This window comes from Pseudomonas edaphica, from assembly GCF_965277385.1.
Lineage (GTDB): Bacteria > Pseudomonadota > Gammaproteobacteria > Pseudomonadales > Pseudomonadaceae > Aquipseudomonas > Aquipseudomonas edaphica.
The window spans coordinates 6,124,487-6,149,730 of sequence record NZ_OZ255725.1 but is presented as its reverse complement, the minus strand read 5'-3'; the positions used below and the strand labels follow the sequence as shown (position 1 = coordinate 6,149,730).

General features: G+C 59.3%; 27 protein-coding genes and 1 pseudogene. 12 read left to right on the top strand and 16 right to left on the bottom strand.

What is annotated here, in order from left to right; genetic code table 11:
- Positions 1-41: 41 nt before the first annotated feature.
- Both ACQY47_RS28050 and ACQY47_RS28045 read left to right on the top strand, forming a co-directional pair.
- The gene (locus ACQY47_RS28050; protein WP_428553799.1) at positions 42-1,070 is read left to right on the top strand and encodes an alginate lyase family protein; all 1,029 of its coding nucleotides are present in this window, start codon (positions 42-44) and stop codon (positions 1,068-1,070) included.
- Positions 1,071-1,112: 42 nt separating this feature from the next.
- Complete coding sequence (locus ACQY47_RS28045) at positions 1,113-1,673, top strand: AAA family ATPase (RefSeq protein ID WP_428553796.1); 561 nt, start codon at positions 1,113-1,115, stop codon at positions 1,671-1,673.
- A gap of 150 nt (positions 1,674-1,823) precedes the next feature.
- Here ACQY47_RS28045 and ACQY47_RS28040 read toward each other — a convergent pair whose 3' ends face one another.
- Complete coding sequence (locus ACQY47_RS28040; RefSeq protein WP_176991904.1) at positions 1,824-3,407, bottom strand: L,D-transpeptidase family protein; 1,584 nt, start codon at positions 3,405-3,407, stop codon at positions 1,824-1,826.
- A gap of 41 nt (positions 3,408-3,448) precedes the next feature.
- Here ACQY47_RS28040 and ACQY47_RS28035 point away from each other — a divergent pair, with 41 nt between their 5' ends.
- Positions 3,449-4,162 carry a murein L,D-transpeptidase catalytic domain family protein gene (locus ACQY47_RS28035; protein WP_017136845.1) on the top strand — a complete coding sequence of 238 codons (714 nt, stop codon included), beginning with the start codon at positions 3,449-3,451 and terminating at the stop codon, positions 4,160-4,162.
- Between the two features lie 30 nt (positions 4,163-4,192).
- Entirely contained in the window at positions 4,193-4,939 is a 747-nt protein-coding gene (locus ACQY47_RS28030) for a creatininase family protein (RefSeq protein WP_428553791.1), read from the top strand.
- Between the two features lie 53 nt (positions 4,940-4,992).
- Here ACQY47_RS28030 and ACQY47_RS28025 read toward each other — a convergent pair whose 3' ends face one another.
- Positions 4,993-5,334 (bottom strand): hypothetical protein, encoded by a 342-nt coding sequence (locus tag ACQY47_RS28025; RefSeq protein WP_017136847.1) that lies wholly within the window; start codon positions 5,332-5,334, stop codon positions 4,993-4,995.
- 33 nt (positions 5,335-5,367) lie between these two features.
- Positions 5,368-6,012: an ATPase gene (locus tag ACQY47_RS28020; protein ID WP_428553788.1), complete on the bottom strand. Its 645-nt coding sequence runs from the start codon at positions 6,010-6,012 to the stop codon at positions 5,368-5,370.
- A 143-nt stretch (positions 6,013-6,155) separates the two neighbouring features.
- Between ACQY47_RS28020 and ACQY47_RS28015 the strand changes: the two genes are divergently transcribed.
- Positions 6,156-6,401, top strand: a complete 246-nt coding sequence (locus tag ACQY47_RS28015; RefSeq protein WP_428553785.1) for a hypothetical protein — start codon at positions 6,156-6,158, stop codon at positions 6,399-6,401.
- Between the two features lie 3 nt (positions 6,402-6,404).
- Here the strand turns inward: ACQY47_RS28015 and yfcF are convergent, their stop codons facing one another.
- Positions 6,405-7,037 (bottom strand): glutathione transferase, encoded by a 633-nt coding sequence (gene yfcF, locus ACQY47_RS28010; RefSeq protein ID WP_428553782.1) that lies wholly within the window; start codon positions 7,035-7,037, stop codon positions 6,405-6,407.
- Between the two features lie 98 nt (positions 7,038-7,135).
- Entirely contained in the window at positions 7,136-8,014 is an 879-nt protein-coding gene (locus tag ACQY47_RS28005; protein WP_428553779.1) for a hypothetical protein, read from the bottom strand.
- Between the two features lie 263 nt (positions 8,015-8,277).
- On the opposite strand from ACQY47_RS28005, the gene ACQY47_RS28000 reads away from it, so the two are divergent.
- Entirely contained in the window at positions 8,278-9,717 is a 1,440-nt protein-coding gene (locus ACQY47_RS28000) for a hypothetical protein (RefSeq protein ID WP_428553776.1), read from the top strand.
- Between the two features lie 41 nt (positions 9,718-9,758).
- Here ACQY47_RS28000 and ACQY47_RS27995 read toward each other — a convergent pair whose 3' ends face one another.
- Complete coding sequence (locus ACQY47_RS27995; protein ID WP_428553773.1) at positions 9,759-10,301, bottom strand: DUF924 family protein; 543 nt, start codon at positions 10,299-10,301, stop codon at positions 9,759-9,761.
- Positions 10,302-10,628: 327 nt separating this feature from the next.
- Positions 10,629-11,234 (bottom strand): LysE family translocator, encoded by a 606-nt coding sequence (locus tag ACQY47_RS27990; protein ID WP_428553770.1) that lies wholly within the window; start codon positions 11,232-11,234, stop codon positions 10,629-10,631.
- A 359-nt stretch (positions 11,235-11,593) separates the two neighbouring features.
- Here ACQY47_RS27990 and ACQY47_RS27985 point away from each other — a divergent pair, with 359 nt between their 5' ends.
- Positions 11,594-12,064, top strand: coding sequence for a GNAT family N-acetyltransferase (locus ACQY47_RS27985; RefSeq protein WP_428553767.1), 471 nt, complete (start codon positions 11,594-11,596; stop codon positions 12,062-12,064).
- Positions 12,065-12,067: 3 nt separating this feature from the next.
- On the opposite strand, the gene ACQY47_RS27980 is transcribed toward ACQY47_RS27985, so the two are convergent.
- From ACQY47_RS27980 to ACQY47_RS27950, 7 genes are all read right to left on the bottom strand, one after another.
- Entirely contained in the window at positions 12,068-13,387 is a 1,320-nt protein-coding gene (locus tag ACQY47_RS27980) for an OprD family porin (protein WP_099547800.1), read from the bottom strand.
- Between the two features lie 138 nt (positions 13,388-13,525).
- Positions 13,526-14,359 carry a phosphodiesterase gene (locus tag ACQY47_RS27975; RefSeq protein ID WP_428553763.1) on the bottom strand — a complete coding sequence of 278 codons (834 nt, stop codon included), beginning with the start codon at positions 14,357-14,359 and terminating at the stop codon, positions 13,526-13,528.
- A gap of 9 nt (positions 14,360-14,368) precedes the next feature.
- Positions 14,369-15,400, bottom strand: coding sequence for an ABC transporter ATP-binding protein (locus ACQY47_RS27970; RefSeq protein ID WP_428553760.1), 1,032 nt, complete (start codon positions 15,398-15,400; stop codon positions 14,369-14,371).
- Entirely contained in the window at positions 15,397-16,191 is a 795-nt protein-coding gene (locus tag ACQY47_RS27965) for an ABC transporter permease (RefSeq protein WP_428553757.1), read from the bottom strand. The genes ACQY47_RS27970 and ACQY47_RS27965 overlap by 4 nt, the downstream gene beginning before the upstream one ends.
- Positions 16,188-17,006 (bottom strand): ABC transporter permease, encoded by an 819-nt coding sequence (locus ACQY47_RS27960; protein WP_428553754.1) that lies wholly within the window; start codon positions 17,004-17,006, stop codon positions 16,188-16,190. Before ACQY47_RS27960 ends, ACQY47_RS27965 begins: the two co-directional genes overlap by 4 nt.
- Positions 17,007-18,011, bottom strand: a complete 1,005-nt coding sequence (locus tag ACQY47_RS27955; protein WP_177034405.1) for an ABC transporter substrate-binding protein — start codon at positions 18,009-18,011, stop codon at positions 17,007-17,009. It abuts the gene before it with no gap.
- Complete coding sequence (locus ACQY47_RS27950; RefSeq protein WP_017136864.1) at positions 17,995-19,014, bottom strand: LacI family DNA-binding transcriptional regulator; 1,020 nt, start codon at positions 19,012-19,014, stop codon at positions 17,995-17,997. Before ACQY47_RS27950 ends, ACQY47_RS27955 begins: the two co-directional genes overlap by 17 nt.
- 220 nt (positions 19,015-19,234) lie before the next feature.
- On the opposite strand from ACQY47_RS27950, the gene ACQY47_RS27945 reads away from it, so the two are divergent.
- The 5 genes and pseudogenes from ACQY47_RS27945 to ACQY47_RS27925 all read left to right on the top strand — a co-directional run bounded on the left by ACQY47_RS27945 (position 19,235) and on the right by ACQY47_RS27925 (position 24,111).
- Entirely contained in the window at positions 19,235-20,332 is a 1,098-nt protein-coding gene (locus ACQY47_RS27945) for a carboxynorspermidine decarboxylase (RefSeq protein WP_428553750.1), read from the top strand.
- 28 nt (positions 20,333-20,360) lie between these two features.
- On the top strand, positions 20,361-21,605 hold the full coding sequence (locus tag ACQY47_RS27940) for a saccharopine dehydrogenase family protein (protein ID WP_428553747.1): 1,245 nt from the start codon (positions 20,361-20,363) through the stop codon (positions 21,603-21,605).
- A gap of 1,021 nt (positions 21,606-22,626) precedes the next feature.
- Positions 22,627-22,962, top strand: coding sequence for a DUF6124 family protein (locus ACQY47_RS27935; RefSeq protein ID WP_428553744.1), 336 nt, complete (start codon positions 22,627-22,629; stop codon positions 22,960-22,962).
- A 433-nt stretch (positions 22,963-23,395) separates the two neighbouring features.
- Positions 23,396-23,536 (top strand): annotated as a pseudogene (locus ACQY47_RS27930) (DUF6124 family protein); the annotation flags it as partial.
- 71 nt (positions 23,537-23,607) lie between these two features.
- Positions 23,608-24,111, top strand: coding sequence for a signal peptidase II (locus ACQY47_RS27925; protein WP_428553741.1), 504 nt, complete (start codon positions 23,608-23,610; stop codon positions 24,109-24,111).
- A 25-nt stretch (positions 24,112-24,136) separates the two neighbouring features.
- On the opposite strand, the gene ACQY47_RS27920 is transcribed toward ACQY47_RS27925, so the two are convergent.
- Together ACQY47_RS27920 and ACQY47_RS27915 are read right to left on the bottom strand one after the other, a co-directional pair.
- The gene (locus ACQY47_RS27920; protein ID WP_428553738.1) at positions 24,137-24,856 is read right to left on the bottom strand and encodes a zeta toxin family protein; all 720 of its coding nucleotides are present in this window, start codon (positions 24,854-24,856) and stop codon (positions 24,137-24,139) included.
- A 20-nt stretch (positions 24,857-24,876) separates the two neighbouring features.
- Positions 24,877-25,167 (bottom strand): hypothetical protein, encoded by a 291-nt coding sequence (locus tag ACQY47_RS27915; protein WP_428553735.1) that lies wholly within the window; start codon positions 25,165-25,167, stop codon positions 24,877-24,879.
- Positions 25,168-25,244: the final 77 nt, after the last annotated feature.

The following is a 25,244-nucleotide window of genomic DNA, read 5'->3' as shown; positions in this document are numbered from 1 at the left end:
GCGTGCTAGCGTTGGCACATCCTTTTCCAACAGAACCGTCCATGAACAAAACCACCTTTGCCTTTACCTTGCTGCTGGCCGCGTTGCCCGCCGTGACGATGGCTGCAAGCCTTTGCCAACCTGCGTCGGCAAACCCGGCAGACCACGCGCTGCTGGCCGCCGCCCAACGGCATTTGGCCGACCAGCCTGCGCCGTTGCCGCAGGTGCACACCGAAGGCACCCTGCCAAACCATGGCATTCGCGAGCAAAGCCTGGTTGCTGAAAAGGACTGGCCGCTGATGCGCCAGGCGGCGCTGGCCTGGCGCATCAGCGGTGACCCGCGTTACCTCAGGCAAGTCGACGGCTACCTCGCCGCCTGGGCCGATGTCTACCAGCCGGATTTCAACCCCATCGACGAAACCAATCTCGATATGCTGATCACGGCCTATGCGCTTACCGCCGACCACCTGCGTCTGGAAACCCGCGCCGCCAGCCGCCGTTTTATCAGCAAGCTGGGCAATGGCTACATCGCGCATATCGAACAATTCCACGGGCAGAAAAAAGGCACCCAGACCAATAACTGGCAGAGCCACCGCATCAAGTTGGTGACCCTCGCCGCCGCCGCACTCAACGACCAGGCCATGCTTGAGCACGCTCATCAACTGTTTAAACAGCAAGTGGCCGATAACATCCTGCCTGACGGTTCGGTCACCGACTTCCAGGACCGCGACGCCCTGCATTACGTGGTCTACGACCTTGAACCGCTGGTGCAGGCCGCACTGGCGGCCAAGGCCTACGGCGGCGACTGGCTGAACCTCAAGAGCAATGGTGCGTCGCTGGGCGCCGCCCTCGACTGGCTGGTGCCTTACGCCACTGGGCAACGCAGCCACCAGGAGTTCGTGCACACCCACGTTCAGTTCGACAAAGACCGTGCCACAGTAGGCGAAGCCGGTTACAGCGGCACCTGGGATGCCAAAAGCAGCGCGACGCTGTTCTGGCTGGCGGCGCAACTGGATAAACGCTACTTGCCCGTGGCCACACAACTGGCGGCCCACCCGGCCGATTGGATCAGCGCCTGCTATTTGAAGTAAGCGCGGCTAGACTGGCCGGGCGCCCTATTCAAAGGATTGACCATGCTTATTGTATTCAGCGGCCTGCCCGGCACCGGCAAGACCACGATTGCCAGCGAACTGACACGTCGGATAAACGCGGTTTACCTGCGTATTGATGTGATTGAGCAGGCGCTTCGGGATGCAAACGTACTGACCGGTGATGTGGGCGCCAGCGGTTATGGCGTGGCGAATGCGCTGGCATTGAGTAATTTGAGAATGGGGCAGACGGTGATTGCCGACTGTGTGAACCCGCTGAAGGAGAGCCGGGAGGCGTGGCAGGCCGTGGCGGCGACAGCGGGCGTCGAGATGCTTGATATTGAGGTGGTTTGCTCTGACCTGCTGGAACATCAGCGCCGGGTGGAGGGCCGCACGGGCGATATTGCCGGGTTGGTGCCGCCCTCCTGGCAGTCCGTTTCAGTACATGAATATGAGGCGTGGGCTGAGACGCCACTGACTGTCGACACTGCAAGTGTGACAGCCGCCGAGGCCGTCGAAGTGATCCTGGCACACATCACCCCTCTGGCGAGCGGGCTTACCGTGGCGAGCAGGCTTGCCCTGCGTTGGGCTGCGAAGCGGCCCTAGTACAGTCACCGCGTTTTCTCAGAGACACATAAGCGTCTGGTTTTGGGGCTGCTACGCAGCCCAACGCAGGGCAAGCCTGCTCGCCACAACAGCCCCGCCTGCCACAACAAACCAGCTAGCCACAACAAGCCCGTCTGCCACAGTGAGTTTTTAGAGCACCGCTCCCATCGCCTTCACCAACACCGGGTCACGCGCATAAATATCCGGCGAGTACACCAACCCGCCTTGGCGATCGACTTCCACTGTCCAGTAACCCAACAGCACCGGCACCGGCGTGGCCAGCCTGAATTCATGGGTTGTGCCGGTGGCCAGCAATTCTTCGGTGCGCGTGCGTTCGGCCGGGGTTACCAGCAGGTCGCGCAGCATCATCGGCTGCTCAACCCGCACGCAGCCCGAACTGAATGCCCGTGGGCCTTTGGTAAACAGCGGCTGGCTCGGCGTGTCGTGCAAGTAAACGGAATAGGGGTTGGGAAAGCGCATCACGATGCGGCCCAGCGGGTTGCGCGGGCCGGCCTCCTGGCGCAGCAGAATGTTGCCGGGGTGCGACCAATCCACCTGGTCGGCCGTCAATGGGCGGCCCTGGGCGTCGAGCACTTGCAGGTTTTGCTGGCGCAGGTATTCGGGGTTGAGGCGGATGGCCGGGAGTTTGTCCTCACGCATGATCGTCGGCGGGATGGTCCACGTGGGGTTGAGGGTGAGCCGGGTAATGCGCGACTTGAGCAGCGGCGTCTGGCGTTCGGCACGCCCCACTTGCAGGCGGGTTTGCCACACCGGGATGCCGCTCTGGTAAACACTCAATTGCGCAGCCGCGACGTTAACCACGACACCTTCGGGTTCCAGATCCTGAGCCAGCCAACGAAAACGTTCGAGGTTGATGCGCAACTGATCGCGGCGCATCGCCGGGCTGATATTGAGTTCGGCCACAGTACCCGTGCCTATCACACCGTCGGCCTGCAACGAGTGGCTGAGCTGGAAGGCCTTGACCGCCTTGACCAACTCGTCACGGTACTGCCGGCTGTTGCCCGTCGGCGCCTTGGCGAGATAACCACCGCTATATAAGCGCCGCGCCAGGTCGGGCACGCGCGGGTCCTCCATGCCTGGCTTGAGCAGCGGCCCGGTGGCGACCGGGTCCCAATGGGGCAACGGCTGCAGGCGCACAGTGGCGTAGGTATTGCGCAAGCTGCGGTACAGGTCGGCACTGGGGCGCGCCTGATCAAAGGCTTGCGCCATGTCTTGCAGGCCGGTGGTGGCAAAAGCCAGCACTTGGGTATTGGGGTCGAGGGTGGGTGGCTGGGAATGCCACAGCGGCTCGAAACGCGACTGTTGCAGACGCCCGTAATGCAAATCCTGCAGGGCTTGCAGGTATTGCCGGCTGCTGCCGATATCGCTGCACAGCACGTTACCCGTGGCATCCACGGTAGGCAGGCTATAGTGGGTGGGGTCCAGGCCATCGTCGGCCAGCATCAGCAACTGAGATTGCAGAGTGTGGCGGCGCTCATCGGACCACAGCGTCACATTGCCCTGTTGCTGGTAGAACGCCTGCAAGCGCGCTTGGGTCGTTGCGTCTATCTGCGCGGCAAGGTTGGGGCAAACGCTGGGCAGTTCAGAAAGGGCCAACTGCACCGGGCTGGTCGAAACCACCGGCACAGCGTCCACCGGCAGCTCATCAGCTGTCGCGACCAGTGGTGCAACGAGCAGGCAAATGCTCAAGTAACATGCGTGTTTTTTGAACAATTGACTTAACTCCAATCCACAGCGGGGGGGATGTACTGTAGATGCTGACTTTAATATGCCGCGCCGGCTTGATCGCCATGACCCTGGCTACGCTGAGCAATGTTACGCTCGCCGCCACTGCCAACCCTCCTACTTTGTATAGCAGCCTGGCGCGCTCGGCTCCAGAACTCAATCCCACTGTACTGAAAAGCGCCCTGAGCGCGGTGCAATGCGCGGTCAATAACGGCGAGGAACGCTCGGATCGCCTGGCCGTCATTGACTACTCCCAGCCCTCTACCGCCCGTCGGCTGTGGATCTTCGACCTACGCAAGAGGTCCCTGGTACTGCGCGACCTGGTGGCCCATGGTGCCAAATCCGGGGAAAACTTTGCCACGCAATTCTCCAATCGGGAAGGCAGCCACCAATCCAGCCTGGGTTTGTTCCGCACCCAGGAGAGTTACTTGGGCACCCACGGCTACTCGTTGCGCATGGACGGCCTGGAGCCGGGCTTCAATGACCAGGCCCGCGACCGCGCACTGGTGATTCATGCAGCCGACTACGTCAACCCGGCGTGGAGCAAGCGCGAAGGCCGAATCGGCCGCAGCCAGGGTTGCCCGGCCGTGCGCCCGCAAGTAGCGCGCCAGGTGGTAGACAAACTCAAGGATGGGCAGTTCATGTTCTCCTGGTACCCGGACCAGCGCTGGCTGAAGTCGTCGACGTATCTCAACTGCAAACCCCAACAGGTGGCGAGTAGTCGTACAATCCGTGGTGGTTAGCCTGTCCCCACAGATAAAAGAGAGCGTCGCATGCTTCTACACACCTCCACCTGGATCGAAATCGGGCAGTTTCTGGAACGCAGCCGCACGGTGGTTATTCCCATTGGCTCCAACGAGCAGCATGGCCCCACCGGCCTATTGGGCACCGACTGGATGTGCCCGGAAATCATCGCCCACGAGGCGCAGAAAAACGCCGACATCCTGATCGGCCCGACCTTCAATATCGGTATGGCCCAGCACCACCTGGGTTTTCCCGGGACCATTTCCCTGCGCCCTTCCACCTTTATCGCTGCCATTGGCGATTGGGTGCGTTCATTGGCCGGGCATGGTTTCGAGAAAATCCTGTTCTTGAATGGTCACGGCGGCAATATCGCCACCATCGAGGCGGCCTTTTCCGAGCTGTACGCCGAAGCCAGCTACGCCCGCCGCCCGGCCGGGTTTGCACTCAAGCTGGTGAACTGGTGGGACCTGGAAGGCGTCAACGAACTGGCTCACCGCCAATTCCCGGTGGGCCACGGCAGCCACGCCACGCCGTCGGAGATTGCGGTGACGCAGTGGGCGTACCCAGAGTCGATCAAGTCGGCTGAGTATTCGCCACAAATCGCCAACACCGGGCCGATCCGCGAAGCGCTGGACTTTCGCGCACGCTTCCCCGACGGGCGCATGGGCTCTGATCCCTCGCTGGCGACGGTGGAAAAAGGCGGTGAGTTGGTGGCGTTGGCAGCCAAGGGGTTGGTCAACACGGTGCACAACTTCAGCAACGAAGCCAAACCCTAGGCCCACCATAAATCCAAATGTGGGAGCTGGCTTGAACGGTGTGAAGGCTCGGATTACTTGCAATCCTGTGCCGCCAACTCAAGCCGCGATGGCTTGATCGCCGACGCCAGTGGCTTGCGCTCATACAGGAACACCTTGGTGCCGTCCTGGGACTTGTAGGCTTCCAGTACATCATCGGCGGCAATCTTGCTGGTCAACACCACTTTGGCGTGACGCGAGTTCTGGGTCACCGTCGAGGTAATGCCGTGTTTTTCAAGCTTGGGCAACACGCACTGCACATAGCCTTCAGGGGTCTTATTGGTTTGCAGGGTCAAGCTCGGAGCGTTGGGAGCGGTGATACAACCGGTCAGCAACAAAGGAGCCGCAGCCAGGGCCGGAACGAAAAAAGCGCGCATATAAAATCCTGAGTATAAAAAGAAAAGTTCACATCAACTGGCGCTTACCAACGCCTTGAGCGACACATCGAACTGCTTCAACGCATCAAGCTGTACATCACGCTGCTGTTCAATCTGTGCGGCAATTTCCGGCACCGCCTTGTCATGCACCCACACAGACGGCACCTGTTTGTGCACCGAGCCTTCAGCCTTGGCGATGTATTGCAGGTTCGCGTCATAGAACCGTGCAACAAAGCGCGCCTCAACCTGATCGTTACGCTGGGTCAGCAGCTGGTTGTGGGTATCGAGCACCACCACCACATCCGGGTGCGCCTGCACCAATTCATCGAGGCTGCTATAGACCGTTACTGTAAGAAAAGTGCCCTGCAACGAACTCATTAACCAATCGATGGCCAGTTCCGGGTCGGAGCTGTTGACGAACGCTTCACGGATGCGCCCGTCGAGGGCATCCTTGGCGCCGTTCATGGCCATGGCGTGGTAGCGTTCAAGGTAGCTGAGGTTGTCGCGGGTGTTTTCGCTGTACAACACCCCCACCGATTGCGCGTGCCGCAGGGAGTCTACGCTACCGACGAGAGGCAGCAAATGGCTTGTACGCAGATCATCGGCAATCGCCGGGTTGACCAGCACCGTGGTGCCGAGCATCAGTATCATCAGGCCCAGCTGGATTATCGTCCTCATCGCGCATTTCCTTGAACAGCGTGTCGATGGCGTGATTGTCCGCTTTTGGCGCAAAAACAGAACGTGTGATCCTTGATGGTGACTATCATTTGAACCGATAGTGTCAGGCAGCCTAACTCCATAAAACCTATAAGGACCACGCCATGAAGCCCCACCAGAAAACCTTCGACCGCATCCGCGAAGCCGTATTGCCGGAGTTTCGCGAGCGGGTCGCCGATTACCTGGTTGAATATGAGAACGTGCTGCAGGACGACACCGCAGACGCCGACCTGCGTTACGCCAGCGCCCAGCAACTGCTCGGTTACCTGCGCGGCTTGAACACCACGCGGGTGTTGGGCATGGCCGATTGGGAAGACCTGGACCGGCGTGTGGCCCAGGAATGGCTGTAACCCCTAGAGCGCCGGGCGGTGCAGGTTGACCCAGGCCTGCACGGAAGGCCGCTGCCATTGGTGTTGTGCATAGGCCACCAACTCGGCGGGCACGTTGTCACCGTTGAGGATCAAACGGTTGAGCATCACGGCCAGGTCCACGTCGACTATCGACCACGCACCGAACAGGTACAGCGGGTTGCCTGCCAATAACGCCTGTGCCGCCTGAATCAACTTGTGCGCGGCCGCCTCACCCGCAGGCGACAACGGCGGCATCTTCTGCCCATAGAACACCACCAGCGTCGAGCGCTCCTGGCGAATCGCCTGCAAGTCGCTGCGCAACCACGCCTGAACCTGCCGCGCCCTCGCCCGCTGTTTTAAGTCCGTCGGGTATACCGTGGTCTGGGGGAAAGCCCCATCCAGGTATTCGCTGATTGCAGAGGACTCCGACAAGGCGAAGTCGCCTTCCACCAACGTGGGCACACGCTGAGTCAGGGACAGTTGGACAAATTCCGCCGCCTGGTTTTGCGCCGTGTCCAGGTCAAGGGTGACGGTTTCGAAGGTCATGCCCTTTTCCAGCAGGGTGACGAATACCGACATGGCGTAGGGGCTGGTGAATTGAGCATCGACATAAAGGCGCAAAGACGGTGACGGCATAAAGGCTCTCCTTGGGTGAATGCCCACGCTACGAGATCGGCAGCTCGAAAGACAATGCGCGATTTTTATGGGGGCATTCCAAGTGGGAATGCGAGCCCTTATCCAGCGTTTGCCAACACCTGATCAAATACATAGCCCATCATGTTATTCAAGAACTTCTCTTGCCCATTGTCTACCGTGGTGCCTGAAACCTCAGTGGTGGTAAGTTCAATATCACTGAATGCGATCACTCGGCCCATCGTGCCGCCTACCAACCAAAAAAGCACATTAGCACCAAAAGTAGCCAACACCTTGCTGCCTGGGGGAAGTTGTGTTGCAGTCATTGCAAGTGATGCAGACCCCTTGATTGTCACGCCTGAAGAGTTGCCGAAATAGCTGCTCAAGTTTTCCGTTGTGGAAGACAAGCCACTGTAAACCCCCACAACAGGCACGCCAGCAAGCGTACCGGTATGCCCAAATCGCTGTAAAACATTCAACATGCCTACGGCGGTGCCACTATCGCAGGCTAACAGTAACACGCCGCCTAATGCTGCATACTCTTTCAGCCTATCTGCTTGTGCCACGGTAAAATTACTGTTATGCAACCCGACAGACAACACATCATATTTAGCCTTCAATTCAGCAGCCGTTATAGAGGGAGCAACAATATCTGCCGTGGCATCAATAGCGTCTACAGACTGGATTTTATTATAAGTCCCGCTGGGTCCGTAATTTGCGGGCTCTTTAACCTGCGCCATCAAATTGGGGTAACTTGAATTACCAATGGCGATACCCGTAAAACCAAACTTTATAAGCTGCAACCTTACTGGCTTGGTCACGGCCGCGGGCGCCGCCGAACAACAATGACGGTGCACATGAACATGCACGTGTATATGCACATCCTCACCATGATTGGAGCAGCCCGCAGGGTCTTTATGACACTCATCAGTTACAACAGTGCAACATACGTCACTCGGAGGGTTGGTTGAATCAGACATGATCAAGACTCCTATTGCCTAAAAGCATTTCTTCCAGCCTCAACGCATCGGGCAGAGGCTGACCTTCAGGCACTACACAGCCCTTCCAAGGCTGCGTCTACTGTCAGAACTAACAGGCTCCTCGCCAAAAGGTGGCTGACCACGATAAAGGCATTCCTGGCGGAAACAGGCGACTTAGTGGCAATATCACATCGTTTAGCCTCCCCGCAAACCCGCTCCCACACTCGCAACACTCACCCATAGCTTTCAAGGAAGATAAGCTTATGAAACAAGCAGTTGTGGTTATCCACGGCATCGGCGAACAGCGCCCAATGGACACGCTACGCGGCTTCGTCGAAGCGATGATCCCAGCCGCCCCGCCCGATGGCACACCGTTTTACTGGAGCAAGCCAGACCGGCTTTCGCGCAATTTCGACCTGCGCGTACTGAAGTCGTCAGGTCGCACCTCCACGGACTTCTATGAATACTACTGGGCCCACAAGATGCAGGGCACCAAGGTCGGTCACCTGCTGGGCTGGCTATGGGATATTTTCAAACGCCCGCGCCGTGACATTCCCGAGGCCATCGTGCCGATCTGGCGCACCACGCGCTGGACGCTGATGGTGCTCCTGCTGCTGATTGCCAGTGGCACTCTCGCCACGGCCTGGGGCGGGTTCGAGCCCAGTGACAATCCGTTCGCACTGTTGCCACTGCTGCTTGGCGCCATCGGGCTAGGGTTGCGCTATTCAGCGCTGTCTTACCTGGGCGATGCGGCGCGCTACTTGAGTCCCAACCCGCAGAACGTGGTGATTCGCGAACAGATCCGCGCAGACGGGGTGGCGTTGCTGCGCGCCCTGCACAACCAGGGCGACTACGACCGTATCATCGTCGTCGGCCACAGCCTGGGCAGCGTGATTGCTTACGACATCGTCGGTTACCTGTGGCATGAACACCACGACCAATTGACCCAGGTGATCCCCAGCAACCGCGAGTTGGCCAACCGTTATGCCGCCAATGCCACGTTGCAACCGGTGATTAATGAAGCATTGCCCAACGCCGGCGCCGCCCTCGATGGCAGCCTGGGCAGCACCTTGAGGTTCCGCGAGCAGCAGGCCCAGGCATTTATCGAGCAACGCGGCCTGGGCAATCCGTGGCGCATCAGCGACCTGGTCACCGTCGGCAGCCCGATGGCCCACGCCAGCCTGTTGTTGGGCCGCAGTGTGAGTGACTTCAAAAAACGCATTGAACGCCGCGAAGCGCCGGCCTGCCCACCGACCGAAGACACCAAGGGCTATGGCTATAACGCACGCAAGCCAGTGATGCTTGGGCAAAAACCGTTTACCCCGCAGTACCTGCACCATGCTGCGGCGTTTGCCGTGACGCGCTGGACCAACCTCTACTTTCCCGCGCCCTACGGCTTGTTTGGCGATATCGTCGGCGGCCCGGTCAAGCCGGTGATGGGTGCAGGCGTGCTGGATTTACCCGTCACCGTAGGCACCTGGAAAGGCTGGCTCGCCCGCTCCTGGCTCAGCCACACCCAATACTGGAGCGAGCGCGGCGGTGCCCAGGGTTACCTCGGCACGCTCACTCAGGATGACAGCGCAATCAGCCATGGCCAGCGCCCGTCGGCCACCGAAGCCTTGCGCTGGGCGGTCGACCTCAAGGGGTTGCGGCGCTTTCGTCCGGTGGGCGCCAAGGCAGCCTTGGCACCCACCGAGGTCTAGGAGGCCCATGATCGCTCCCACGCAATGGGAACGATCACGGCCTAGCCGGCGAAACCACCGGCCTTGAGAAACTCATGCTCGGGTTGGGTGGTTGCCCTGGCCAATACCGCGTTGCGATGGGGAAACCGCCCAAACCGTTCAATGATATCCGCGTGTTCCTTGGCCCAATGGTAGGTGCTGGCATCCAAATACTGGTTCAGCGCCAGCGAACGCTGCTGGTCCGCCGGGTCTTCGGAATGTTCAAACGGCAGGTAACAGAAGGCGCGCAGTTCGGGCTCGATCTGTTGATCCAACCCGGCGTCCACCGCCCGCCGCGCATACAAACGCGCCAGCGGGTCGGTGGCAAACATATGTGCCGTGCCGCGAAACGCATTGCGCGGGTATTGATCCAGCAAAATCAGCAAGGCCAGCGCACCCTGCGCCGAATCCAGCCAGCTTTCCAACTCGCGCCGGGCGGCTTGCATATACGTGGCGTGAAAGGTCTCGCGAAAGGCTGCGTCAAACGCGTCGTCCTTGGCGAACCAGCGTTTTGGCCCTGCCTGCTTCCAGAACGCGATCACTGCCTCGGCGGATTGTTCGTTCATGCTCGTCATTGTTCTCTCCCACTCTTTAACGCAAAAAAAGCCCGGTAGATTTCATCATCGACGTCGGCAATATCCATCAAGTTTCCCACATGGGCTGCGCAAGCTTGCGCGCGATCGCACCATTGCACATAGGGTTTACCTGATGATCCACCGTCTTGCCCAGGTTTTCAGCGACTCCAATAGCCAAGTGCGCAGCAAGCTGTCGGGTACAACATCAACGGGACCTTTGTCGCCAACTGCGCGATCTCGGTGATGCTGTACCGCTGGAAAAGCCTTGATGCCATTGAGCTCAAGCGCCCTGTGGCCTGAAACTGCGCGCCACCGGGTTCAAGGCGCAATAACGTACAGGTAGAACGCGTGAAACATGAAATACGCACACCCGGCCAACGCCAGCCCCATGCAGCGGTTGAACCAGGTAAACGCCGCCGCCCCGTTGATCCGCCGCCCCAACAGTGCGCCCAACAATGCGTACACCCACGGCGCGCCGACCGCCCCCAGCCCCAGCAAGGCCGACACGCCAAAGATCGAGGCCCCGGTGATATGCGCCGCCGGCAACATCACGCTGGTGATTGGCAACACCGCGACGATGCCCTTGGGGTTGAGCAACTGGATCACCAGGCCATTCCAGAAGGTCAAGGTCTTGGCAGGCGTGCTTGGGGCGTCATCCACCTCGGTACGTGCGGTGAACACCTGGTAGGCGAGGTACAGCGTGTACACACCGCCAATCAAAGAAATATACGGCAATGCCGCCTGGGAGATGATCGCTTCGCCGGTGTAGCCAAACAGCACGAACATCAGCAGCATCGCGCAGCCCACGCCGATGTAGAAGCCGCTGGAGCGACGCAATTTGCCCGTAAGCCCGGCATTGAGGCCCATCAAATTGACAGGACCGGGGCTGTACATGACGCTGAACGCGTAAAGGAAAATGTCCATGGCGAACCTGCAGTAGAAGAAGTCGGGCGAGTCTACTGAGCGGGGTGGTGCGCAATCTTGAACGTTTGTGGTTGATTGGCGCACACGTGGCGAGGGAGCTTGCTCCCGCTGGGCTGCGCAGCAGTCCCGAAGCCACACTCTGTAGTGAGTCCCTGGGCGCCCGCTACACATTAAATCGGGGCCGCTGCGCGCCCCAGCGGGAGCAAGCTCCCTCGCCACAGGTAGAGTGTCAGCCGGCCAAACGATAGAATCATCCAATGCGGTTCGTCGCTATTGCGCTCTGACATGCCCTTCGATCCACACAAACAGAGACACAGCTGCATTGAATCCAAGGCTTTCTGGTTCAATAAGGATTCGTTATGAATAAGCCCAGCGAAGACCTTTCGATACGCACGCTCGACAAGCTCCCTGAACAAGCGCTGACGCTGCAATCACAGGCCGTGGCCGAAGGGTTCAGATTTTTGACCCGGCTTATCAGCGAATGGGAAAACGGCACCCTGCGGTTTGACAAACCTGGTGAGTGCCTATTGGGCGTGTTTCGTCACGACCTGTTGATTGCGATCGGAGGTGTTTCACGTGATCCGTACTCCAATCCAGACACCGGCCGGTTACGCCGAGTGTACGTTGCCCCCTCAATGCGCAGACACAACGTTGGCAAGGCGCTGGTGCAACGGTTATTGGAACACGCAGCGGCACATTTTCAACAGGTACACCTGACCACCGATACACCAGAAGCCGCAGCGTTTTATCTGCGCTGCGGCTTTCATCAGATAACCAATGGCACAGCAACCCACGCGAAATCGCTTGTGCCGGGCGTCACCGGACCTTGAGCCTTACATCAACGGAATCGAGTAATTCACAAATACCCGGTTCTGGTCCTGGTCCCGCGCGACTTCGCTGCGCGACACGCCATTGCGCCAGCCGAACCCGACGTTCTTGAACGGGCCGCTTTGCACCACGTAGTCCAGGGAGATATCCCGTTCCCATTCGCTGGCGTTGTTGCCGCTGGCGGTGAGGATGTGGTCGCCCTTCAAATACATCACCGACGCTTTCAGGCCGGGCACGCCGAGCGCGACGAAGTCGTAGGCGTATTGGGCGAAGGCCGTGCGTTCACCGGCCTGGATAAACGTTTGCACGGTACGATCGGTGTAGAGGTACAGGCTGGAGCCGCCCTCCCCTTTATTCACCAGCCCGCCCTGGTTGAGTTGGGCGAAGTTGCTGTCGTCCGAGACTTGCTGGTAACCGGCGGTAATGGCGTGCGGGCCGAGCGAATAGATGAACGCGGCGCTCCAGGTGTTGTTGTCGATCTCCCCCGTGCCGTTCTTGGTATAGCCGCTGAACTTATAGCCTTCTGCACGGCCGGCGGCGTTACTGTTTTTGCCGTCGGAGGTGGTCTTGAAATAACGCAGATCGGTTTTCAGTGAGCCGTAGTCACCCAACGGCAACACATGGATCAGCCCAGCAAAGTGTTGTTGGTAATAGTCTTCAAGGTTGGCGTAGTAGTACTGCACCAGCAGGTCCTTGTTTACTTGATAGTCAGCACCGGCGTAGTTGAATTTATTGCTTTCCTGGGTGCCGCCTGCCGCTGCCAGGCCACTGCGGTCGCTGGACCCGCGGCCGGTGGTGTGTTGCAGTTGGCCGCCAATCAAGGTCAGGTTGTCGATGTCTTTACTGGTGATCTGCCCACCTTCGAAAGACTGTGGCAACAGACGGCCATCGTTGCTCACCAGAATCGGCAGGTTTGGGCGCAGGTAGCCGTAGCGCAGCTCGCTCTTGGCAAAACGCGCCTTGGCGGTCGCACCGCCACGGGCCCAGCTGTCGGCGGCTTTGCCGTCATCGTTGGGGATCATCGAGCTGCCGACATGGCGGCCGGCACCACTGTCGAGGGTCAGGCCGAGCATGCCGATAGCATCCAGGCCAAAGCCTACGGTGCCGTCGGTAAAGCCCGACTGGTAGTTGAGAATAAAGGCCTGGCCCCACTCTTCGGTCTTCGACGGCGCGGCGGTGCCGTCGCGGTTATCGTTGTTGAAATAGAAGTTACGCATGTTCAGGTTGGCTTTGCTGTCGTTCAGAAAGTCAGCCGAGGCCAAGGGGCTCAGGGCAATGCCCAAGCCGCCGGTCAATACGCTTAAAACATTCAAAGTGGCTTTCATCAAGGCGAACTCCGGCGCGGAATCCAAGTTCCGGGCGCAAAAAAGGGCAGCAGGATGCACGCGACCAAACGTGAGTGGGTCGCTGCGTTAACTAACGTTCAATTACCTGGTTGTAAGGAAGTGGACCTCCGTGAAACCTCAGTCAATCAATCCATGGGCGTCATAAAACGGATACGGCCCCGGGTAGTCCCCGAACACACCGTTGTGGCTGATCAACCCGTGCTGTTCATCCCAGCGATGCAACAGGTAACCCGCCGGCTCCAGGTTGAAATGCGCGGGCGCGGCGTCTTTCAGGTCGAGCACGATCTGATGGGAAGTGCCGGGGCAGACACAACTCAGGCTGCCGCCAAAACGCCGCTGCATCGGGCGGTGCAAATGGCCGCACAACAGACGCTCCACTTGTGGGTGGCGGGAGACGACCTTTTCCAGCGCAGCCGCGTTGATAAAAGGTTCACGGTCCATATGACCGATGCCGCTGATAAACGGCGGGTGATGCAGGATCAGCAGGGTCGGTACATGCGGGCGCAGCGCCAATTGCGCGTCCAGCCACTGCAACTGGCTTTCCAGCAACTGCCCGCCATGGCCACCGGGGATGGTCGAATCGAGGCCGATCAAGCGCAACGGGTGCTCATCCACAACCCAGTCCAGCGGGCCATCCGCCGACGTCGGCAAATAGCGGTGATCGCCGAATGCATCCAGCAACGGCCCACGCGTGTCATGGTTGCCCGGCACCACATAGCAAGGCATGTGCAGGCGCGACAGCTCCGGGTGCAGCACGGCGTATTCATCGGCGCGACCAAAATCCACCAGGTCGCCGCTGACCACCACGATGTCGGGCCGTGGGTCACTGGCATTCAGATGGTCGACGGCACGGCGCAGTGCGCCCAGCGTGTCGACCACGCCATAGGTGAGGCGATTACCGGCTTTCAGGTGCAGGTCGCTGATCTGGGCAACAACAAACGGACGGTTCACAGTAAATTCTCAAGCATTGAGGGTAAATAACTTGTGTGGCGCAATCGCCAGGGCAATCGGTGCGCCAACGCTGTGCAATTGGTTGTCGCTGCTGTCCACCAGCAGCGGTTGGGGGCCTCCGACATCCACCAGCAGGCGGCTTTGTGCACCCTGGAAGAATTGCGCCACAAGATGGCCGTGCACGTGCCCTTCGTCTTCCATCACCCGCAAGTGTTCGGGCCGGCAATAGACGGTGCTCGGCGAGTCAGCCCTGTGCCACGGCAACTCGCCGCCGCAGACTTTCAGGCCGTGGGCGGTGCGATCAAGCACCACAAAGGCATTGAGGTTGCCGACAAAGCCTGCGACGAACGCATTGGCCGGTTGCTGGTAGATCTCCCGCGGGCTGGCCAGTTGTGCAACACGGCCCTGCTCCATGACCAGGATGCGATCGCCCAGGGCCATGGCTTCGCCTTGGTCGTGGGTGACAAATACCGAGGTGATGCCCAACCCACGCAACAGCTCATCCAACTCACTGCGCAAACGCTCGCGTAATTGCGCATCCAGGGCTGCCAACGGCTCGTCCAGCAACAGCACTTTGGGGCGCGGCGCCAAGGCTCGCGCCAGGGCCACGCGTTGGCGCTGGCCCCCGGACAATTCGTGGATGCTGCGTTTGCCGTGGTGCTGCAAACCCACCAGTTCCAGCAGTTCTTCACAACGCTTGTTGCGCGCAACGGGCGACAGGCCGCGAATCTTCAAGCCATAGACGATGTTCCCGGCCACATCCAGGTTGGGAAACAGCGCGTAATTCTGGAACACCATGCCCACATCGCGGCGCTCGATCGGCAGGCGGGTGACGTCCTGGTCGCCGAAAAACACCTGCCCCACGTCCGGGCGTTCCAGCCCGGCGATCAGGCGCAGGGTGGTGGTTTTGCCACAGCCGGACGGGCCGAGAATCGCCAGGGTTTCACCGCCTTCGACGGTCAGGTTCAAGTCATGCACGGCCACGGTGCCGTCGGCGAACGCCCTGCGACAGCCCTTCAGGCGGATAGTGATAGCAGTCATCGACGCTCTCCACGGGACAAACGAGCACTGATGGCCTGCAACGCAATCAACAGCGGCACGATCATCAGCAAAAAGATAAGGGTGTAGGCGCTGGCGATTTCCAGGCGCGCCGAGGCATAGCTGTCGGCCAGACCGACCGGCAAGGTTTTGGTCATCGGCGTGTGAAGCATCCACGTCAGGTTGAACTCACCCAGGCTCAAGGTGACCACCATCAGTACGCCCGCCAGAATCCCCGCCCGGCAGTTGGGTACCACCACACTGAAAAAACGCTTGATCGGCCCGGCCCCCAGGCTCGCGGCGGCCTCTTCCAGCACTGGCAGGTGCTGGCGTTGCATCACCGCCATCACCGGGCGTACCAGAAACGGCAGCGTGAACAGTACGTGACCGACAAGAATGAACAGCCAACTGCTGCGAAAGGTGCCGAACTGGCCGTAGGTCAGCAGTAACGCCAACGCACTGGCGAGCCCCGGCATCGCTACCGGCAGAACCATCAGTTCCTCGAACACACGGCTGAAGCGGTTGTTCATGCGCACTAACGCATACGCTGCGGGCACACCCAACACACAGACGCACACCGCGCAGGCCAGCGCCAATTGCAGCGACAGCCACACCGTCGGCGAGTAGGCCTGCCACACCTGGATCAGCCAATCGAAGGTCAAGCCGCTGGACAGGCCGACAAAGAAATTGCGCGTCAACCCGGCCAACAACGACATCAACACCGGCACCAGCATGAAAGCGCACACCAGCAGGGTGAACAGCAGTTGAATCACAAACAGCGATGAGCGCTTCACAGGACAGTCCCCGCGTTTTTTACCAGGCGTCGTGTCAGCAACAGCACCGCCCAGGTTACCGCGCCGAGCACCACCGACAGCGCAGCTGCCACGGCAAAGTTGGCGTAATTGGTGAACTCGTTGTAGATCGCCACCGGTGTGACATTCAGGCGTGTACCCAGGGTGAAGGCCGTGCCGAAAGCGCCCATGGAGGTGGCAAAGCAGATGGCCCCGCAAGAAGCCAGCGCCGGCGCCAAGCCCGGCACGATCACGTCACACACCACGCGCCAATGCCCCGCGCCCAACGAATGCGCGGCCTCCTCGAGGCTGCGATCGAGGCTTTCGCACGCAGCCATCACCGTGAGAATCACCCGTGGGATCGAAAAGTACAGGTAGCCCACAAACAACCCCGCCAACGAATAGGCAAAGATCCAGCGCTCACCGGCCAAGTGCATCCCCAGCGCCGCAAACAAGCCTTGACGCCCCGCCAACAGAATCACCAGGAAGCCCACCACCACGCCAGGAAATGCCAAGGGAAACGTGAGCAACGCCACCAGCGCCGAACGCCCGAAAAACTGCTGGCGCGCCAGAAACACACCGCTGATGCCACCGATCAACAGCGCGACCAGCGTCACCACCATCGCAAGCACCAGGGTTTGCCCAAGGCTGCCCAGGTATTGCGCGCTGCTCAGCACCTGCCAATAGCCGCTGCCGTTGCTGTCACGGCTGTCGGCGCCCAACACCACCAGGTGCGCCAACGGCAACAGCCAAAAGGCGAGCAGCACCGCAAAAGCCGGGGCCAGCGCCCAGGCCGCGTGTCGGGTCGAAGTTGCCACTTACTTGACCTCGTTGAGGTAGCGGGCGGCGAAGGCTTCCTGCACCGCGGCCATTTTCTGGTAGTCCACGACACCTGCGCGGGCGTAATCGCTGTCGGGCAAGAACTGTGCGGCGACCTCGGCCGGCATTTTCACCGGGCGCACCGGGCGCAGGTACGCCTTGGCCCACAGCGCCTGGCCCTGGTCCGAGAGCACGAAGTCGAGCACCTTCTCGGCGTTGGCGCGATGCGGCGCATTGGCCACTTGGCTCATCACATACGGCACGCTGATGCTGCCCTCTTGCGGGATCACAAAGGCAACGTTGGCGTTGTCCTTGTAGCGGGCACGGTAGGCGTTGAAGTCGTAATCCACCAGGATCGGCAATTCACCGGACAGCACCCGTGCATAGGCGGTTTGCTTGGGCACGATGGGCGCGTTTTTCGCCAGTTTCTGGAAATAGTCGATGGCCGGGGCGAAGTTATCCAGGTCGCCGCCCAAGGCACGGTTGATGGCCACGGCAGACACGTAGCCGACGAATGCGCTGGAGGGGTCGAGGTAGCCGACCATGCCTTTGTATTGCGGCTTGAGCAGGTCGGCCCAGCTCTGCGGCACCGGCAAACCGCCGAGCGCGTCGACGTTGACCATGATGCCCAGGGTGCCCGAATGGATGGCGAACCATCGGCCCTCGGGGTCTTTCAAGCCTGCGGGAATCTGCTCCCAGCCCTGGGGTTTGTAACCCTCCACCACCCCGGCTTTTTGCGCTTGTAAACCGAACGTCACGCCGTAGTACACGACGTCAGCGACCGGGGCGGCCTTTTCCGCCACCAGTTGCGCCAGCGACTGGCCGGAGTTCTTGTTGTCCAGCGGCACCTGTACGCCAGTGCTGGCGGCGATGGCCTTGAGCTGCGTGCCCCAGTCGGCCCAGTCCGGCGGGCAGTTGTAGCAAATCGCGGTTTCGGCGGCCTGGGCCAGGCTGGCCACACCGCACAGCAACACAGCGGCCAGGGTTTTACTGAATGCGCGCATCGAGGGGCTCCTCATGGGGTTGAGTGCTTTCGCCCGGCCGGATATGGCAAGGCAAGCAATGGGAAATCGGGGCGTTACCGGCGATTTGCGCCAGCAGTTGGTCAATCACCGTGCTGGCCAGCAGTGCAATGGGCTGCACCACGCTGCACAGGGTCGGGTGCATCTGGGTGCCAAGGGAGATACCGTCAAAGCCCATCACCGACAGTTGCTCGGGCACATTCCAGGCATTGCGGCGCAGTTCGGCGATCAGGCTGATGGCCAGGAAATCGTTAGAGCACACCAACGCCGTGGGCGCGTCCGGGCCTTGCAGATACGGCTGGATCGCGGCAAATTCGGCCTGGGTGTGCGCCGGCATTTCGATCACGGCGCGTGGTTGAAGGCCATACGCTTTCATCGCATCGCAATACCCGGCATAGCGCAGTCGCGCACGGTCCGATTGCAAGGCGGGCCCGGCGACCATGCTGATGCGTCGGTGCCCGGCCTCAAGCAAATACCGCGTGGCCAGCGCCATGCCCGCGCGGTTATCAACCGACACCGCGCTGTAGCCGGGGTTGCTCGGCTGGTGGTAAGCCAGCACAAACGGGGTTTGCTCCATAGCCAGGCTGTTCAGCACGCTGCTGCTCTCGGCGTCGGTGACGGTCAGCACCAAGCCATCCACACGCTGGCGCAGCAGCTCTTCGACCACCACGCTTTCGCGCTCGCAGCTGTAATCGGTGGTCGCCAGCAACAAGCTGTAGCCACGCAGCCGCGCTGCGCGCTCCATGGCCTGGAACTGTTCGGCAAACACCGGGTTGAGCAGGTTGGGCACCACCACACCGATCAGATGGGTGGTTTGCAGGCGCAACTGGCGGCCGAGCAAGTTGGGCCGAAAACCCAGCTCACGGGCAGCAGCGAACACCTGCTCACGGGTGGCCTCGCGCACCTGCTCCGGGGAGGCGAAGGTGCGGGCGGCAGTGGCGCGGGATACACCGGCCAACTGCGCAACGTCTTTCAAATCAGTCATTGTCACTCGCTTGAGATCGATCTCATTGGCGAGGACAGTAACGGGGGAATGTGGCAGGACGGTGCCAGGGAGATGACGGTTTAATGGCAGCCAGGGTTCACGAGAATGTCTTTATTGCGACGTAGGGTTCAGCAAATCCGCCCGCTAACCTTTCGATCTGATCCAAGTGCGGGCACAATGCGTGTCCTTTTTTGGCAGGCACCGCCGCAGGCTCTCAAAAATGATCAAAACGCCGTACTACCTCATCGATAAACAGAAGCTTCTGGTCAACATGCAGAAGATTGCTTACGTGCGCGAGCAGTCCGGCGCCAAGGCTTTGCTGGCGCTCAAGTGCTTTGCTACCTGGTCGGTGTTTGACCTGATGCAGCAATACATGGACGGCACCACCTCGTCGTCGCTGTATGAATTGAAGCTCGGTCGCCAGAAGTTCGAAGGTGAAGCGCACGCCTACAGCGTGGCCTGGGCCGATGACGAAATCGAAGAGATGCTGGAGAACTGCGACAAGATCATCTTCAACTCCATCAGCCAACTGCAACGTTTTGCCGAACGCAGCGAAGGCAAGACCCGCGGCCTGCGCGTCAACCCGCAGGTGAGCAGCTCCGACTATTTGCTCGCCGACCCGGCGCGCCCGTTCAGCCGCCTGGGCGAATGGGACCCGGTGAAGATCGAAGGCGTGATTGATCAAATCTCGGGCTTCATGTTCCACAACAACTGCGAGAACGGTGACTTCAACCTGTTCGACCAGATGCTCAACACCATCGAAGAACGCTTCGGCGCGCTGCTGCACAAGGTCGAGTGGGTCAGCCTTGGCGGCGGCATCCACTTCACCGGTGAAGACTATGCCGTGGACGCGTTCTGCGCGCGCTTGAAAGCGTTCTCCGAGCAGTACGGCGTGCAGGTGTATCTGGAACCGGGTGAAGCAGCGATCACCAACAGCGCCTCGCTGGAAGTCACCGTGCTCGACACCCTCTACAACGGCAAGAACCTCGCCGTGGTAGACAGCTCCATCGAAGCTCACCTGCTGGACTTGCTGATCTACCGCCTCAACGCCAAATTAACGCCGAGCGACGGCGAACACACCGTGATGGTGTGCGGCAAATCCTGCCTGGCCGGGGACATCTTCGGCGAGTATCAATTTGATCGTCCGCTGGCCATCGGCGATCGGCTGTCGTTCATCGACACCGCAGGCTACACCATGGTCAAGAAAAACTGGTTCAACGGCCTGAAAATGCCGTCCATCGTAGTGAAACAACTCGACGGTACAGTCGAGGTGGTTCGTGAATTTGGTTACGACGACTACCTGTCCAGCCTTTCGTAAGCTGGCGGATAAAGGAGAGATAAAGCAATTGAAAAAGAACGTTCTTATCATTGGTGCAGGAGGTGTCGCCAAGGTGGTGGCCCACAAGTGCGCGCAGCACAACGACGAACTCGGTCGTATTGCTATCGCGTCGCGCAACATCTCCAAATGCCAGGCCATCATCGACAGCGTCAAGGCCAAGGGTAGCCTCAAGGTACCTGCGGATATTAAAGCCTTTGCGCTGAACGCCATGGACGTGGAAGCGACCAAGGCCCTGATCCGCGAGACAGAGTCGCAGATCGTCATCAACGTGGGTTCCTCGTTCCTCAACATGTCGGTACTGCGTGCCTGCATCGACACGGGCGTTGCGTACCTGGACACCGCCATTCACGAAGAGCCGGGCAAGGTCTGCGAGACCCCGCCGTGGTACGGCAACTATGAATGGAACCACCTGGAAGAGTGCAAACAGAAGAACATCACCGCCATCCTTGGCGTGGGCTTCGACCCGGGTGTCGTCAACGCGTATGCCGCGCTGGCGCAGCAACAGCATTTCGACCGCATTGATTCGATCGATATTCTCGACGTCAATGCCGGCAGCCATGGCAAATACTTTGCCACCAACTTCGACCCGGAAATCAACTTCCGCGAGTTCACCGGGCAGGTGTGGAGCTGGCAGAACAGCCAGTGGACCAGCAACACCATGTTCGAAGTCAAGCGCACCGACGACCTGCCGGTCGTCGGTTCGCAGAACCTCTACCTTACCGGCCACGATGAAGTGCACTCGCTGTCGAAAAACCTCGACGTGCCCAACGTGCGGTTCTGGATGAGCTTCGGCGAACACTACATCAACGTGTTCACCGTATTGAAAAACCTCGGCCTGCTCTCCGAAAAACCGGTCACCACCGCCGAAGGCCTGGAAGTCGTGCCGCTTAAACTGGTCAAGGCCGTGCTGCCCGACCCGTCTTCGCTCGCCCCCGGCTACACCGGCAAAACCTGCATCGGTGACCTGGTCAAAGGCACCAAAGATGGCCAGCCACGTGAGATGTTCATCTACAACGTGGCGTGCCATGAAGAAGCCTTTGCCGAGACCGACAGCCAAGGCATCTCCTACACCGCAGGCGTGCCTCCGGTAGCCGCTGCGCTGCTGGTAGCGCGTGGCGAGTGGGATGTGAAACACATGGCCAACGTTGAGGAACTGCCGGCTGAGCCGTTCCTGAAGGCGCTGGACGTGATGGGCTTGCCGACTCGGATTAAAGACGAGCACGGTGATCGGGCTTGGGATGCGATTGCCTGATTAGGTGATTGCTGACCGAACAAAAAAATGCGCCCTCTGGGGCGCATTTTTTGTTTGGAACAAACACAAATATCCACCCCAATGAAGATCAACCTGTGGGAGCTGGCTTGCCTGCGATAACGGTCTTCCAGTACCGCATGGGTTGGCAGACACACTGCTATCGCAGGCAAGCCAGCTCCCACATTGAATCTCCGGTGAATGCCAAAACAGTTCAAAAAACTGTCAGTTCTCACAGGTTACGCCTCCCACAAACTGCGCTAGCTTGGCCAGTCGAGAGCGCAATCATCGATTGGCTCACCCATTCATCATGAGCGAAAGGACTCGTCCATGAACCGGCCAAAACCCGCAACCCGCAACACTTAGCCGATCAAGCCACGTGCACGAAACCGTTTAGGCATCACCGCCCACCTGCCCCACTGGGTGTTCGCGCTGCTCATTGCACTCTGCACCCTCGGCGCACTGCAAGACCGCGTCCGCCGCGTACGGCCGGTGTACGCCGTACTGCTGTGTGTCGGCGTGCTCATGCTGTTATGGGCGGGCTGGATACGCTGGTTTGCGCCTGGTTCATAGCTCGCAGGTATGACACTCGCCATCAAAGAGCGATGAAGATCAACCTGTGGGAGCTGGCTTGCCTGCGATGGCGGCCTTTCAGTGCCGGATGGGTTGACTGACACACTGCTATCGCAGGCAAGCCAGCTCCCACAGGAGATCGCGCGCGTTCAGATATTTCCCACAGTGGTTTCAGGCTGTCGGTCGGAAGTGGGCTGACTAATCTCTGTGCCGTCGCTGCCAATTCAGCGGCCGGATTTGACCGGCCGATTAATTAAAATACAGCTTGGCTCTAACCTGTTTCAGGTGTTTTTTTCACGCCTGAGGTATCGTGTTGCGGTGGCTGTATGCGGGATACCTTCGGGTATGCCGGATTTCCTTTGATTGCCGGTCGGTCAACCCGTGTACAGCTGCCACCCTCTTCGCTTGACCGCGAACGTTGGCAGCTCCACTTAATCTTAGGAGCTTCACCATGATCAAAGACAGCCCAAATCCCCCAGGCCAGCCAGACTGCGACACCAGCACCCTGCACGAAGTGGCCTACCGTGCGATCGCCCACTACCTCAACCCCGGCAAACCCATTCCCGAACCCAGTGAAGGCATCTTCACCGTGCGCGCCGACTTGGGCACCGAAACCCTGCTGGTCAATGCTTCCCAGGATCTGGCGTCCATCAGCGATATCGCCAACCACCTGGCGTTTGAAATCGACGGCTCCCAACGCAATGTCGCGCTGGGCATCTGCCGCATGCTCGAAGGTGTGCAACTGCTGGTGGACAAAGCCCTGAACGTAGCGCACCCAGCCGCCTGAAGATCGTTTCCACGCGTTGTGAACGATCAACCTCAAAACCGATGAAGATCAATAGGTGGGAGCTGGCTTGCCTGCGATGACGGCCTTTCAGTGCCGCATGGGTTGACTGACACACTGCTATCGCAGGCAAGCCAGCTCCCACAGGAGATCGCGTGCGTTCAGATAATTCCCACAGTGGTTTCAGGTTGTCGGTCGGAAGTGGGCTGACTAATCTCTGTGCCGTCGCTGCCAATTCAGCGGCCGGATTTGACCGTCCGACTTTAAAGAGCAACTGCACCCACACCGATCCTGGGCGTTTTTTTACGCCTGATGTATCGTGTCGCGGCAGCTGTACGCGGGATACCTTCGGGTATGCCGGATTTGCTTCTTTAGCCGGTCGGTCAACCCGCGTATAGCTGCCACCCTAATTCGTTTGACCGCGAATCGTGGCAGCTCCATTTATAAAGAAGCCAACCACCTGGCGTTTGAAATCGACGGCTCCCAACGCAATGTCGCGCTGGGCATCTGCCGCATGCTCGAAGGTGTGCAACTGCTGGTGGACAAAGCCCTGAACGTGGCCCATCCAGCCGCCTGAAGATGGACGAGATAGAGCGCCTGAGCTATCTTCGGGCGCTCTGTCGACAAACCGGAACAGGAAGTTACCGCTTGAGTACATCGCCCCTTCTGCGAAGCCGCACCTTCGCCCTCCTCGCCGGCCTTGCTTTTGTTGCCGTGGACCAGCTGGTCAAGCTGCTGGCCTTGGTCTCGCTGCAAGCCAGCAGCTTCAAAATCGGCTCCAACCCTCTCAACCTTGCGCTGGAACTGAGCCTCAACCCAGGCGCCTTCCTCAGCCTGGGCGCTGCATTGCCGCCGCAGGTCAAACAGCTGATCTTTATCGTTGGCGTAGCCGTCGTGGTGGCGTGGGCCATGGGGTGGTCGCTTTCCAACTGGAGCCAGCCGCTGCGTAAAGTCTTGCCGCTTTACGCGATTGCCTTGGGCGGTATCGCCAACTTGATCGACCGTGTGTTTCGCGACGGGCATGTCGTGGATTACATGGTGCTGAACGTGGGGCCAACACATACCGGCGTGTTCAATATTGCTGATATTGCGATCACCGCCGGGGCGCTTTATTTGTTGGTGGATTTGCTCAAAAAACCGCGAAACGCTTGAATAGCCAAAGCCCTTACTCTTTGCTCTACGTCAGCTTTTCGATGACATACTGCTGAAACCAGGCCGGCTGGGTATTAGAGACGATATCGATATCTTCGCCTTCTGTAATTTCAGCGAGCTGAGCAAAGCTAGGCTCACCATCCTGCGAGTTGTCAAAAATATAAGCTCGATTGGATAGCAATATCGCCTCGGAAAGATTCTCCAAAGAGCGGTTATATCGAGATCGGATTTTGTCGGCAGGAACATCATGCCCGCCAATGGAAGCTCTGTAAGCAACCCGAGCAACGTTGATATCTGCGTCTGCCGTAGCGACGTAATAAACGTAGACGCGATAACCGGCAGCTTTCGCGTGCCGCAACAACTCAATCTTGCTAGTGTCCGACATCACGGTTTCAAAGGTAAAACTCACGCGTTCTTTAATCAGAGACACGCGAATAAAATCAGATAAAGCCGACGCAATATAGGAATCAATTTGCCGGGATGGAAAGGTCATCCGCTCGCTGTCCACAACCAGGTTATCCAGCTTGGCAAGAGAGTCGGGGAATTTTAAAAGTAGTGTATGACTGCGCAAGAATGGAAGCGCCAGCCTGGCATATTGCTCAAGTCCAAACGTAGCGAACTCGAATGCCCCCGTTTCGCGGATGCCTAACTCAATCGCGTCAGGATTGATGTAGTTAACCAGCAAATGCGCCGGAACCTTCGAGTTGAACGTACTTTTCCCGCTCCCGTTAGGTCCGGCGAACATCCGGACTCGGGGCGTTGTACTCAAGCCTGGATCTGCGCCTGGGCGGATCGGCGATCCAACAGAGACTTTCTGGTTTTCAAGCGCGTGCCGGCCTTGAGGGTCCCGTAGGCTTCGACCGGTCGAATAACCAGAGCCTCTGTGCTTGAAACTTTCATGAGTTGGCCCGCACGCACCACGAGAACAGACTCACCTTTGGAAATGGCAACCTCGTAAGCGTCCCGAAATGCCTTGGCGGCGATAGAGGGAATACTCGACTCTTGGGCGAGGACCTGTGCTTCGGTGATCTGCGGCTTAACTTTTTTACGCGACATGCTGGTCTCCGGCTTAGGACAAGGGAGGATCAATGACGATCAGCATAGATCACCCCGGGCGTCGAACGCTGGATCGA

Bases quoted from the DNA above. Each gene is read 5' to 3' on its own strand.
- ACQY47_RS28050 (WP_428553799.1), top strand. From the start codon at position 42: ATGAACAAAACCACCTTTGCCTTTACCTTGCTGCTGGCCGCGTTGCCC.
- ACQY47_RS28045 (WP_428553796.1), top strand. From the start codon at position 1,113: ATGCTTATTGTATTCAGCGGCCTGCCCGGCACCGGCAAGACCACGATT.
- ACQY47_RS28035 (WP_017136845.1), top strand. From the start codon at position 3,449: ATGCTGACTTTAATATGCCGCGCCGGCTTGATCGCCATGACCCTGGCT.
- ACQY47_RS28030 (WP_428553791.1), top strand. From the start codon at position 4,193: ATGCTTCTACACACCTCCACCTGGATCGAAATCGGGCAGTTTCTGGAA.
- ACQY47_RS28025 (WP_017136847.1), bottom strand. From the start codon at position 5,334: ATGCGCGCTTTTTTCGTTCCGGCCCTGGCTGCGGCTCCTTTGTTGCTG.
- ACQY47_RS28020 (WP_428553788.1), bottom strand. From the start codon at position 6,012: ATGAGGACGATAATCCAGCTGGGCCTGATGATACTGATGCTCGGCACC.
- ACQY47_RS28015 (WP_428553785.1), top strand. From the start codon at position 6,156: ATGAAGCCCCACCAGAAAACCTTCGACCGCATCCGCGAAGCCGTATTG.
- yfcF (WP_428553782.1), bottom strand. From the start codon at position 7,037: ATGCCGTCACCGTCTTTGCGCCTTTATGTCGATGCTCAATTCACCAGC.
- ACQY47_RS28005 (WP_428553779.1), bottom strand. From the start codon at position 8,014: ATGTCTGATTCAACCAACCCTCCGAGTGACGTATGTTGCACTGTTGTA.
- ACQY47_RS28000 (WP_428553776.1), top strand. From the start codon at position 8,278: ATGAAACAAGCAGTTGTGGTTATCCACGGCATCGGCGAACAGCGCCCA.
- ACQY47_RS27995 (WP_428553773.1), bottom strand. From the start codon at position 10,301: ATGAACGAACAATCCGCCGAGGCAGTGATCGCGTTCTGGAAGCAGGCA.
- ACQY47_RS27990 (WP_428553770.1), bottom strand. From the start codon at position 11,234: ATGGACATTTTCCTTTACGCGTTCAGCGTCATGTACAGCCCCGGTCCT.
- ACQY47_RS27985 (WP_428553767.1), top strand. From the start codon at position 11,594: ATGAATAAGCCCAGCGAAGACCTTTCGATACGCACGCTCGACAAGCTC.
- ACQY47_RS27980 (WP_099547800.1), bottom strand. From the start codon at position 13,387: ATGAAAGCCACTTTGAATGTTTTAAGCGTATTGACCGGCGGCTTGGGC.
- ACQY47_RS27970 (WP_428553760.1), bottom strand. From the start codon at position 15,400: ATGACTGCTATCACTATCCGCCTGAAGGGCTGTCGCAGGGCGTTCGCC.
- ACQY47_RS27955 (WP_177034405.1), bottom strand. From the start codon at position 18,011: ATGCGCGCATTCAGTAAAACCCTGGCCGCTGTGTTGCTGTGCGGTGTG.
- ACQY47_RS27950 (WP_017136864.1), bottom strand. From the start codon at position 19,014: ATGACTGATTTGAAAGACGTTGCGCAGTTGGCCGGTGTATCCCGCGCC.
- ACQY47_RS27945 (WP_428553750.1), top strand. From the start codon at position 19,235: ATGATCAAAACGCCGTACTACCTCATCGATAAACAGAAGCTTCTGGTC.
- ACQY47_RS27935 (WP_428553744.1), top strand. From the start codon at position 22,627: ATGATCAAAGACAGCCCAAATCCCCCAGGCCAGCCAGACTGCGACACC.
- ACQY47_RS27920 (WP_428553738.1), bottom strand. From the start codon at position 24,856: ATGTTCGCCGGACCTAACGGGAGCGGGAAAAGTACGTTCAACTCGAAG.
- ACQY47_RS27915 (WP_428553735.1), bottom strand. From the start codon at position 25,167: ATGTCGCGTAAAAAAGTTAAGCCGCAGATCACCGAAGCACAGGTCCTC.